Annotated in this window: 9 protein-coding genes and 1 other RNA gene; 4 read left to right on the forward strand and 6 right to left on the reverse strand. The window is 48.3% G+C overall.

The window, feature by feature from the left end; all coding sequences use genetic code 11:
- The first annotated feature begins 160 nt into the window (after positions 1 to 160).
- The 3 genes from IXB50_RS21610 (at position 161) to IXB50_RS21620 (ending at position 3,775) form a co-directional block, all read left to right on the forward strand.
- On the forward strand, positions 161 to 1,990 hold the full coding sequence (locus tag IXB50_RS21610) for a hypothetical protein (RefSeq protein ID WP_215611072.1): 1,830 nt from the start codon (positions 161 to 163) through the stop codon (positions 1,988 to 1,990).
- A gap of 99 nt (positions 1,991 to 2,089) precedes the next feature.
- Complete coding sequence (locus IXB50_RS21615; RefSeq protein WP_215611073.1) at positions 2,090 to 2,596, forward strand: peptidylprolyl isomerase; 507 nt, start codon at positions 2,090 to 2,092, stop codon at positions 2,594 to 2,596.
- A 186-nt stretch (positions 2,597 to 2,782) separates the two neighbouring features.
- Positions 2,783 to 3,775 carry a glycosyltransferase family 2 protein gene (locus IXB50_RS21620; protein WP_215611074.1) on the forward strand — a complete coding sequence of 331 codons (993 nt, stop codon included), beginning with the start codon at positions 2,783 to 2,785 and terminating at the stop codon, positions 3,773 to 3,775.
- On the opposite strand, the gene IXB50_RS21625 is transcribed toward IXB50_RS21620, so the two are convergent.
- From IXB50_RS21625 to IXB50_RS21635, 3 genes are all read right to left on the reverse strand, one after another.
- Positions 3,772 to 4,179, reverse strand: a complete 408-nt coding sequence (locus IXB50_RS21625; RefSeq protein ID WP_215611075.1) for a DUF4346 domain-containing protein — start codon at positions 4,177 to 4,179, stop codon at positions 3,772 to 3,774. The genes IXB50_RS21620 and IXB50_RS21625 overlap by 4 nt on opposite strands.
- Positions 4,180 to 4,262: 83 nt before the next feature.
- A complete protein-coding gene (locus IXB50_RS21630) occupies positions 4,263 to 5,459 on the reverse strand; it encodes a GNAT family N-acetyltransferase (RefSeq protein ID WP_215611076.1) in 1,197 nt (398 codons plus the stop codon).
- Positions 5,460 to 5,607: 148 nt separating this feature from the next.
- Positions 5,608 to 6,339 carry a RibD family protein gene (locus IXB50_RS21635; protein WP_215611077.1) on the reverse strand — a complete coding sequence of 244 codons (732 nt, stop codon included), beginning with the start codon at positions 6,337 to 6,339 and terminating at the stop codon, positions 5,608 to 5,610.
- Between the two features lie 410 nt (positions 6,340 to 6,749).
- Between IXB50_RS21635 and IXB50_RS21640 the strand changes: the two genes are divergently transcribed.
- On the forward strand, positions 6,750 to 8,756 hold the full coding sequence (locus IXB50_RS21640; RefSeq protein ID WP_215611078.1) for a sensor histidine kinase: 2,007 nt from the start codon (positions 6,750 to 6,752) through the stop codon (positions 8,754 to 8,756).
- Here IXB50_RS21640 and IXB50_RS21645 read toward each other — a convergent pair.
- The 3 genes from IXB50_RS21645 to rnpB all read right to left on the reverse strand — a co-directional run bounded on the left by IXB50_RS21645 (position 8,753) and on the right by rnpB (position 11,071).
- Positions 8,753 to 9,775 (reverse strand): Gfo/Idh/MocA family protein, encoded by a 1,023-nt coding sequence (locus IXB50_RS21645; RefSeq protein ID WP_215611079.1) that lies wholly within the window; start codon positions 9,773 to 9,775, stop codon positions 8,753 to 8,755. The genes IXB50_RS21640 and IXB50_RS21645 overlap by 4 nt on opposite strands.
- 25 nt (positions 9,776 to 9,800) lie before the next feature.
- Positions 9,801 to 10,562, reverse strand: coding sequence for a ribonuclease III (rnc, locus tag IXB50_RS21650; RefSeq protein ID WP_215611080.1), 762 nt, complete (start codon positions 10,560 to 10,562; stop codon positions 9,801 to 9,803).
- 60 nt (positions 10,563 to 10,622) lie between these two features.
- Positions 10,623 to 11,071, reverse strand: an RNA gene (rnpB, locus tag IXB50_RS21655) — RNase P RNA component class A.
- Positions 11,072 to 11,289: the final 218 nt, after the last annotated feature.

Raw genomic sequence — 11,289 nt, forward strand, 5'->3', positions numbered from 1 at the left:
TTTTCTCAGAAATTGGGCTATTTTGGTTAATCTATATGTACTACTGTCTCATTTGAGACGGGTGCAAGATCTGAGTAGAAGATTTAAATTCTGGACTAATGATATTAGAGGCTACCAAGATCTGTCTATTCAGTTTCCTAAAAACTGAGGAGGTCACCTAATGGCTTCAAAGAATGTTTCTAAATCTATCGGTAATCGCCTGTTGGCTGCACTCACAGAAAAAGAGGTGGGGCATTTGCTGGATGCTCTAATGACTACAGTCTCATTGGAAGCATTAGATCCGATTTTTTCTCAGCTTTCAGAAAATACCCAAGAAACAATACGACAGATTCTGACGACATCCCAGACAACAGAATCGTCAGATTCTTCTGGGTCGTCGCCTATGTCACTGGCTAAATTGTCCCAAGCTTGGACTCAGCTTTGGCAGGACTGGGATGCCATTATTTGGGAAGCCTCCAAAGAAGACGGTGACTATATCCAGCAAGAGGCGCATTGGGAGCCCCCTTACTTTGACGATTCTAGTTTTTCAGATAATTTGGATGACATCGCCGAGAAAATGTATCCTCTGATACAGACGGCTGTCGAGCATCAATTTGACCCTGATCAAGGGTTTATCCCAGCGTTGCTTGAAGCAGAGTCAGACATTTCTGCAGGCATGCTTGAATGGATAGAAATTGTTGATGGTATTTATTTAGGGCATCATACAACCCAGTGTCTATTGCTGTGGGAATGGTTGACTACTCAGGAGACAGGAGGGGATGCATTCCAATTTATTGAAACAATCCAACAGTTTGAATCAACCTCGTCACATATATCTTTGGACGATCATACACTGATTGATTTTTTGTGTGATCTATCCCAGCCAGCTCGACAATGTATTTTGAATGAGCTTACGACCGCCAAAAAAACAGCGCCCTGGAAACAACTCTTAGGTAACGCCCACTCGGCCTGGCATATGTTTTATCGAGAGGCAATTAACGAATTGGCTCCGGAACGCTATCTCGATAATCTCAGAACAACCATTGCCCAGCGCTGGACTGATGGACTACCTGTGATCGAGGATCTACTAGCCCAAAAGAATTATCAAGAGAGCCTAGAAGTTATTGAAGAAACGGTTGCATCTCGTCTGTCAGCTAACTATCGACGGGATACTGGCTGGACTCCTGAATCAGCACTTCTAGTTCGTCTAAGTATTGGATATCATGATCAATCAGCATACTGTGAGCCCGAAAAGAAGCTGCTCAACCTTTTTCAGCAAACAGCTCAGGCATTAGGGCAAGTAGAACGAGCGAATGCCCTCAAAATTCAGCAGATTGCTTTCGATAGCTGTTTTGACTGGCAGACGATGTTCCAGGCATTTTCAGAGATTCCTGTTGCGGAGAAAACCCACCAAGCCTGGTGTCAATCCTGGTGTCAATATGTAATCCAACGGGCTACTCCTAGCAGTGATTTTATATTTCATAAGCCACGACCTAAGGGACCTGGCTGGATTCATTGGTTAGTTGAGAGTATTGCAGATACCGAAAAAGGCCCTTCCTGGTTTCAAACACAAATCACCCAATGGTTGAAAAACTTGCCTGACAACCGTGCTGCTTTGGGAGGCGAATACGATCGTCTGCGCCTATTGACTAAAGATATCCAAGCAGTACAAGGGCCAAAACAACCATCCTGTAAGACCTTTAACGACATTGTTGTCCGCATTAGGGAGCTATCAGCACCCGATGATGCCTCTCGGCAGGCTTACTTGAAAAAGTTTGCACCTGATGATCTATGGGAGCAAGTTATGCATTACTGGCAAACCTATTTACATCACTTCGTCCCTGATCCCAAATCAGCTCAGAAATCTGACTATACCCAACATGCAGCATGGATGGCAGCCTTGAAGGAAATCGCACCACCTACCTACAAGAGGTTACTAGCTCAATGGCATACTGATCACATACGGCGCAGTAACTTGTGGAAAGCGATGGCTCAAAGAGGATTAGATTAGGCAGAAATTGCTTAAAAATCTCTAAGTCTAACCACCTTTTGTCCAAAGGTTAACCTGACTCTAGCAGTACACTAGTTTTAGCATACTCAATGTGGATCCGTGGACTATTCAGCAATTGTCAGAACTATTGACCAATGTACTGGATTTGACCTGTACCGACTTTATGTCGCTATTGGCAAAATGCTAGAGGATCCTAAACGGATCACTGAGGTGAAAAGGCGTTTGCATGCAGGCGACACGGTTGAGTATCTTGATCCCTCGAAAAATCGTGTTGTTGCAGCTAAGTTAATTAAATTTCAACGGACTAAAGTTGTTGTTAAGAACTTAGAAGATCACGAGGAATGGATCATTCCCTATTATGCTCTCAATATTTATGGTGCTAATACCATCATTACTGAAAATGTAAAGGAAGGGTTGGGTAGAAACGAAGTTACTGTTGGTGACCAAGTAGGCTTTTTTGATCGAGATGGTAACGAGCGCTATGGCAAGGTCATTCGCCTCAATCAAAAAACGGTGACGCTGGATTGTAACCACCAAAAATGGCGTGTTGCTTATAGTTTCCTGTTCAAAGTTATAGACTTAGACGTGAATGTGACCCAGCTCTAACACGGTTGAATAATCCGTCCTCAAGCTTTTTTCAAATTTGGTAGAACAGAGTTGTTAGGGCAACTGCATCCTCGAAATGCGAAAATGCATTTGCCTATGAGCAGAACTGGTTAAGCGGTCAGTTGCTGATTGGGAATGTTAGTGTTTGCTTATAACGGCCTGACTCACTTTAGTTAATAACGCATCATGGTGACTTCCCCCAGTCAAATTGCTTCAGTTAGCACGCGCTGTGAGCTATCTGTCGTTGTCCCTATTTATAACGAGTACGAAAGTATTCCGCTGCTAGTCGAGAAAATTACCGATGCGGCGCGGTCCATGGATGTGGCCTACGAGCTGATTTGTGTTGATGATGGCTCGACGGATGGGTCGGGGGCGCTACTCAAAACCCTGGCTAAGGAGCGCCATGATTTGCGAGTGATCTTGCTCAGACGCAATTATGGGCAGACACCGGCCATGGCGGCAGGGTTTAACTATGCCAAGGGACGGGTCATTGTCACGCTGGATGGGGACTTACAAAATGAGCCTGCGGATATTGCCACGGTTTATCACAAGCTGCATGAGGGCTACGATTTAGTGAGCGGCTGGCGCAAAAAACGTCAGGATAATGCTGTCACTCGTCTGCTGCCGTCAAAAATTGCTAACTGGCTGATTGCTGGGGTGACGGGGGTACGGCTACATGACTATGGTTGTTCCCTGAAAGCCTATAGTGCTGAAGTCGTAAAAGACATGAACCTCTATGGTGAGCTGCACCGCTTTTTACCAGCTCTAGCCTACATTGAGGGAGCCCGCATCAGTGAAGTGCCGGTGCGCCACCATGCTCGTCAGTTTGGTCAAAGTAAATATGGTCTAGGGCGTACGTTTCGAGTGGCGTTGGATCTGTTGACCATCTATTTTATGAAAACGTTTTTGACTCGGCCAATGCACGTATTTGGGCCGTTTGGAGCACTCTCTGTATTGTCGGGGTTGGGGCTGAGCTTTTATTTGGCATTTGTGAAATTTATTCTACAGGCCAATATTGGTAATCGTCCCCTATTACTGTTAGCCGTCGTGTTATTTATTTCAGGCATCCAGCTGCTGAGCGTCGGACTCCTGGCCGAGGTGATGATGCGCACCTACCACGAGTCGCAAAAGCGTCCGATTTATCGGGTGCGAGAAGTGGTGGGTGGAAAAGTGTCTTAATCTTGAACATATTGTTCGCCATTAACCAACGCGATTTCGGCTCGGACAAACTCTCGTCCGAGATAGGCGGCATGGTCTAGGTAACTGATAGGGCAGGGGTTTTCTTTATCTTCGAAGATTTTCATACACAGGTCTTTGGCTGTGCGTCCTTGATAAATTTGAGTCTCTTGGCGGGGCTGAGTATTTTTCTTGGCAATCAGAGGTTTGCCGGTTTCTGGGTCGCAGGCCAATCCTTTTTCATTGATCACATTGGTGAAATGCTTGGCACAGATTAACCCTTGATCGGTATCCAGGTAGATCAAAAAATATCCATCTGGATCCAACTCGATAAATCGTTTGGATAGCTTGTCGTCTAATGCTTTAAGGTCAGCCGCAGACGGGCGAATATTGGGGCTGATAGTCATGGTATGAAGCGGTTACAGAGTGACCCATTCTACCTTGGGAATTCTGTAATTGCACCTGTGATGCGGTGTATCAGCTGCCTGGTCTAATCTACGGCCAATGGTTTGAGGGGTAAATTCGCGTTGATGCTATCAATGTCTTGCTGCTCGGCAGTGTTGATGCGGTCGATGTAGTTGTCAAGGACCTGGGCGAGGGTGGGATGGTAGAACTTGTGCAGGCTATGATTGGCGGCTGCGGGAAAGCCACGTCGCTTTTTGTGACGACCGCCAGCGCCAGGGTCAAATAGCTGAATACCGTTGTTGATGGCCCAGTCGATGGGTTCGTAATAACAGGCGTTGAAGTGGAGGTGGTTGTATTCTTCGAAGGCTCCCCAGTAGCGTCCGTATAGTCGTTCCCCCTTGGTCAGGCAAAAGGACATGCCAATCGGGTCGTTGCTGTCGTCAGCGTAGGCGGCGAATATAACGGTGCGATCGCAATATTCTGGACATAGCTGCTGAAAAAACTTTCGCGTCAGGTATTTGCTGCCCCACCAGCCAAACTTGTCACAGGTATCGCTGTAGAAGTCGTAAACCAGATTGCACAACGTATCTGATAGACCATCCCCGGTATGCACCTCAAAGTGTAGCCCTGCCTTGGCGACAGACTTGCGCTCTCGCTTAATATTGCGACGCTGGTTGGCATTAAAACGAGCCAAATAATCATCAAAGGTGCTGTAGCCCTCATTTTTCCAGATATAGCTGTGGTGTAGCCATTTATGAAACCCTAGGGACTCTAGAGCGCTTTGCCAGACTGGATCCGCATAGAGAAAATGACAGCCCGAGATATGATTTTGAAGGCAAAACTGGTCAATAGCTGCCACCATTACCTGGGTCAGAGTGGCCTCATCTTCTCCCTCTGCAATCAAAAAACGATAGCCCTCCGCAGGCGTAAACGGAGACATCCCCAGGAGTTTGGGATAGTAGTCAATCCCAAGCTGCTCAGCCAAGTCAGCCCACTGATGATCAAATACAAATTCACCGCGACTGTGTCCCTTGAGATATAGAGGTGCTGCAGCCACCAATTTATCCTTGCACCATATAGTCAAATGATTAGGCAGCCAGCCCGTCTGAGCGATGGTACTCCCCGAGGTTTCCATAGAATTTAGCCAGAACCATTCAAAAAACGGCGTTTTTAGGGGCCGTGCCATGCGATCCCAGTCTGCTGAAGGTAAGTCTTCCATTTGACTGACCCAGCGCAGCGTATAGTCAGTCAGTGCCTCAGACGGATTGATGGTTATACCCATTACTTGGCATCGCGTTATTGGTTCTCTACGGTAATGTAGCGCGGGAGATGGTGAATGGGAATGGGGGACAGTCGAATGGGGCAGGTATGAATTATGAATGGGTAGGGTATGAATTGCCGATAGCAATGGCCAATGCATAACCCCAAAATTATCGTTGCCGTTGATAATTCAAAAACACTTCATCTCCAATGGTATGGCTCGATACTAAGGTTAGCCTAGGCGCATTTGCCAGAGAAAACCCTATGCCATCGCAAGGGGTAGGAGCCTGTGCACCACCAATAATCAATGGACAAATAGTCAGCCACAGCTCATCGATTAGATCGGCGGCCATGAGTGTAGCCACTAGTCGCCCACCCCCCATGACAAGTAAGTGGTGAATCTTGAAAGTTTTCAGCTCAGTCAAAATTTGTAACCAATCAAAAATATGGCTCATCTCAACAGTAGGAGCTACGGTAGGCGCGATCCAGAGCCGCTCAAAGCCTGCTTGTCCTTTCCAGTTTGCAGCCCCCGTCGTCGTCGTTAATAACCAGCGTGTGACCGGCTGCCTAAAAAATTGCATACTAGAATCCAGTTTCCCTGACAGGGAACAGACAATTTGAATGGGTTGAGGGCACTGGTGCTGCTGGCGACGCTTTTCTAGCAGCGCGGGATCTTTAATTAAAGCCGTTGTGCCATAGGCTCGCAGAGTGTCTGCCCCAAGTAAGGTGGCATCGACGGTGGTGATTCGTTGCTCTAGATGATGTTTATCGGCAGTGGATGGAAACCGGGCAGCCGTGCGATGGGCGTCGCTGATTTTGCCATCGGCACTCATGGCTAAAACAACTGTGACATGGGGGCGAAAGTAGAGGGAGGCATCAGACTGTAGGGCAGGGGATGACATGTACTTAACTCAGTGTGAGGGCCCTAAATTATTCGCTTGCAGACGATTAAGCTACCTTTGATAAGGCTTCATCTATGTAAGTGCTATTTCAACTTTTGGGCAGGTAGCCGGTAGCTGGGTAAGACCAGTCGATAAACTAAGTGGGGTTAATACCGGTATCAGTAATAACATACTGGCCGTGAGTACGGTCATGCCAAATACTGACATTGGTAGAGGGTGGTTTACCTGTGGATATAACATCAAGATAGGCCAGACTGTGATAGCGACAGTCTGGATTAGCTAGACTACGACAGACTAAAAGTTAATTACATTTTTTCGTTGTTTCTACTATTTTGATGCCATGTCTTATCTGCGTTTCCTGTTGAAATTAGTGACGATTCTCTAGACGATTTTTAAGTTGTTAGCGGTCTATGGCTAAGCGTCCTCTTTCATTTCGCCGGTTATTGATACTGCGTATCTTGCTGCTGAGTACGCCTGTACTACTCATCGGTCAGGCGATTACGTTGCGCAAGGCGCGTAGCAGTTTATTGGAAACTGCACGCCAAAATTTGACTAGCAGTGCCATCAATAAGGCCAATGGCTTGCGGGATAGTGTGCAGGCCGTAGAGTCTGAGCTATTGCTGCTGGCTGATAGTCAATCCTTGAAGTCTGGAGAAGCGGAGGAGGTGGCTGGAGCTCTGAGCCGCTATACCAAGGTTGCTTCCCATAGAGTTGGCTGTTTGGAACTGGCTGAGGCTGAAACCGGTTCGGTCATATCCACAACATGCAATACCCCATTGCTGCCTACACCGTTACAGCTTCCTTGGCAGCAGAACCCTACGGGACAATCAGATTTTTATTTGGTGGACCTCGATAGTTCTAAGCAGATTGCAGATGTTGAACCAGCGGCAGATGAAGAGCAAGGAATGCGCCCCTCTCTCCTGGATCTGATCGTAGCGACCCCCATTTATGATCCTGACGGAAAGCTACGCTATACTTTGTCTGCCCAGCTTGGATTTACTCAGCTAGAAGATACGAATCCTCGTTCCCTGGTGGGTAAAACAGTGATTATTGATCCCAATGGCATTGTGGTGACCCACCCCAACCCCGAGTTGGTCGGTCTATCAGTGGATGATCTCCAGGGTGCCGATCGATTTGTCAGCATTATCAGCAGCATTCGGGTAGGAAATGCGGATACGCTGCACCTGTTTAGCTTGTTAGAAAATGGCGACGAGTGGCTGGCCGGATATAGCGGTGCGGAGTTACCGGTTTCAACAGGCCAGACTCAAACCTGGAACGTATTGGCAGTTACACCCCTAAATCAGGCACTCCATGCTTTAGGAGAAATTCGACTGATTTTATTTCTATTGACCTTGGGGTTGCTAGGGGCCAATGCGCTATTGGCACTCTATGTGGCTCGTAGTCTGTCGTTACCGGTGGAACGACTGATCCATTACACCCAACAGGTGCAGGATCTGTCCTCTAAGGTAAAGGCGGCTCCTCCTAATCGGAGCATTTGGGAGCTGGATTACTTAGGACAAGTGCTAGAGAGGATGCTGCGGCGCTTGGAGGGGGGAGCCCAAGAGCTACGCCAGGCATGGGAGAATGCTCAAATGGCTAATCAGCTCAAGAATGAATTTTTGGCGAATACTTCCCACGAGCTACGGACGCCTCTCAATGCCATCATTGGCTGTATTCGTTTAGTCCGTGATGGTTGCTGTGACGATCGTGAAGAAGAGCTGGAGTTCTTAGAACGAGCTGACAATGCGGCAATTCATTTGCTCAAAATCATCAACGATATTTTGGATATTGCCAAGATTGAGTCAGGCAAGGTCAGCCTTGATTTAGAAACCCTGGACTTGAGCTGTATTGTGCATGATGTTTTGGATATGCAGGCCCTACAAATTCAGCAGAAAGGGTTGACCTTGCATCGTCCTCAAAAGTTAGACCCCATTTGGGTGAAAGGTGATGGGGATAAGTTGAAACAGGTATTGCTCAATATCGTTTATAACGCGGTTAAATTTACCCACGATGGCAGCATTACAGCCAAGATTGACGTGGTTCATGAGGTGGGTGCAGACAATGACAATGACTCAGACGCTGTACCTGCGCCTCGGGTCAGTGTGACGATTCAGGATACGGGCATCGGTATTGAGCCGAAGGATCAACAAAAGCTTTTCCATCCTTTTGTAATGGTGGATGGTAGCCATACCCGGAGTTATGAAGGGACAGGACTTGGTTTAGCGATTTCCAAGAACTTTATGAAACTGATGGGAGGCAGCATTGGTCTTTATAGCGAAGGTGTAGATCAAGGGACTGCGGTAACGGTGAGTTTGCCCCTACTGGCTAACCACGGAGAGGGTGAGGAGTCTAAACAGACTGGTGATCAGACTAAGACTGCCGAGCAGGTTTTAGTGGGGCAGAAACTAGACGTTTAGTTTAATTCTATCCATTTGCCCTGATGGGTTAGCGATTGGGAAAGGGCTTCAAGAATAGCTACCAGGTTTGTGCCGACGGTGCCTGCGGAAATGGTGGCTGGTTGGTTGGTGAGGACACTATGGACAAAATGGTTACACATGGTGGCTAAAGGCTCTTGGTTGGGGACTTTTAAGGAGATGGTGTCTAGTCCCTGAGGTTGAAATGTGTCAGGGGCTGCATGACCCAGCTTGAGGGTGAGGGGGGAATCGGATTGCATTTCGTCAAAGATTAGGCTGCCGCGATCGCATACTAAACTCAGCTGTCGTTGCTTATGGGGATTGGTCCAGCAAACATGGATTGTGGCCTCAAAACCGCTGCCATAGTGGAGACGGCACCAGACAACATCAGCCATCGGCTTTGCCTGTCCCGGTCGCTGTAGCCAGTTCAGTCCCTGAGCCTGGACACGGATGGGCGAATCGCTCAGCCAATGGTTAAAAATAGCGATGTCATGGATTGCTAGATCCCAGAGGGCATCGACGTCGTGGCGTACAGGGCCAAGATTGGTTCGGGCGGCGTAGCCATAGCGTGGGGTGCCCAGACGCCCCAGATTGGCCTTGGCCTCGGTAACGGCGGGATGAAAAAGATAGGTGTGGTCGATAAACAGCTGTCGGTTTTGCTGCTGGGCTAACTGACATAGAGCAGCGGATGTTTGGGCTGTCAGTGTGAGGGGTTTTTCGCAAAGAACATGGAGCTGGCGTTTGAGGGCAGCGGTAACGATGGCCTTATGGGTGGTGGCAGGCGTTGCGATCGCGACCGCTTCTAATCCTTCAATATCTAGAGCATCTTCCCAATTTTCTAGCAGGGCGACTGAATCATCCAGGCCAAATTTCTCAGCGGTGGCCGTCAAGTGCTGGGTAAACGGATCGACCACTGCCCTTACCTGGATTTGAGGATGGGCCAAAAAATTACGTAGGAGATGGGTGCCCCAACGCCCCACCCCCATAAGCGCTAGCTGAATTTGTTTTGTTGTTGATTCCATTCTTTGCTCATTCCCAATAGCCCGGTTACCCGTTTGTAATCAACGGCTCCAACTGCTTATAGGCTTGCTGGGCAGCACGCTGCTCGGCCTGTTTTATGGATGGCCCTCTGCCATCTCCCCAGAGTTTGCCCTGATATTGCACCCGAGCATAAAAACGCTCAGGATCACCGTGACGCTGACTAATTTCTTCGACGTTGTACTCAGGGAGTTGTTTGCTGTGGGCCTGGGTGAGTTCTTGGAGCGCGGCTTTATAGTTCTGACGGGCCGGATCGTTTTTGATCGCGTTGGTGAGCCGTTCAAAATGGACATCGAGCCAGGGCCGAATCAGGCTGAGGTTGTGGGTGCTGAGGTAGAAAGCCCCAAGGACAGCTTCGAAGGCATCAGCTAACCGGGAATTCTCACCAGCCTGGTCGCCAGCTGCGCTGGTGGAAATCTGCAGATATCGACTAAAGCCGTAATCTTTGGCTAAAACGGCCAGGGTGCGATCGCTGACGAGCTGGGATCGCACCGCTGCCATATCTCCCACTGACATTTGGGGGTAGGTTTCTTGCAAAAATTCTGCCGCCGCTAACCGCAGCGCCGCATCTCCCAGAAATTCAAGCACCTCGTTATTTTGATCCGCCGAACGAGAAATATCTATCAGTGCCTGGTGTAGCAGATCCCAGCGCACAGATTTACTGTCGGCTAGTCCTAGCTTTGCTACAAAATTGGTCAGCTCCTGGTGCCGTCGGGGATCATCCTCTAGTAACCACTGTCCTTTGCTTTCTGCTTTCTGGCCACTTCCCATTCACCTTTATCTGGTGGGCTGTACCCACCCTCCTGTGTGCTCAAATATGTGCTCAAAAAATGGAAAGAGTCGGTCGTAAGCCGGGTTCTGTTCTCGCTGATGTCACCATCAGCGGGCGGTTATCTATCTGGGACGACTGTTACCAGTTGCCTCTAGCGGTACACCAAAAACGGGGCTGGAAAAAGGTCAACCATGACCCCTACGACCTTGCTCCTGGCCGGGGTTTACCGAGCCAGTACCTCTCGATACTGCTGGTGCGCTCTTACCGCACCTTTGCACCCTTACCCGTAGAAGTCAGAAGTCAGAAGTCAGAAGTCAGAAGTTAAATTCATCGTTCATTGTTCATCGTTCATCGTTCCCGTCGGCGGTATGTTTCTGTGGCACTATCCTCACGGTCACCCGCACTGGGCGTTACCCAGCAAGCCTGACCTTTCAGGAGCCCGGACTTTCCTCAAGCTAAGGCCTTAGCGAAGCTAAGGCCTTAGCCCGCAACCGCAGCACCAACTCTTTCCGACTATCAATAATATCGTCTGTAGTGCCATGCTGAATTTCAAGCTATGACAATGTAGTTATCTATAGGAAAGTTACCAAGCACACCACAAGAAAAGTCTTGGCTTTATCCATCAAATTACACGTTTACATATACATACCTAGGAGTTACGCATTGACAAAAGTCCATCAATAGTATCAGGCAAAGGTAGCTTCTGTTGCATGGTCCAGAATAAAC

The sequence above is a fragment of the Leptothoe spongobia TAU-MAC 1115 genome (genome assembly GCF_018739885.1).
GTDB lineage: Bacteria > Cyanobacteriota > Cyanobacteriia > Phormidesmidales > Phormidesmidaceae > Leptothoe > Leptothoe spongobia.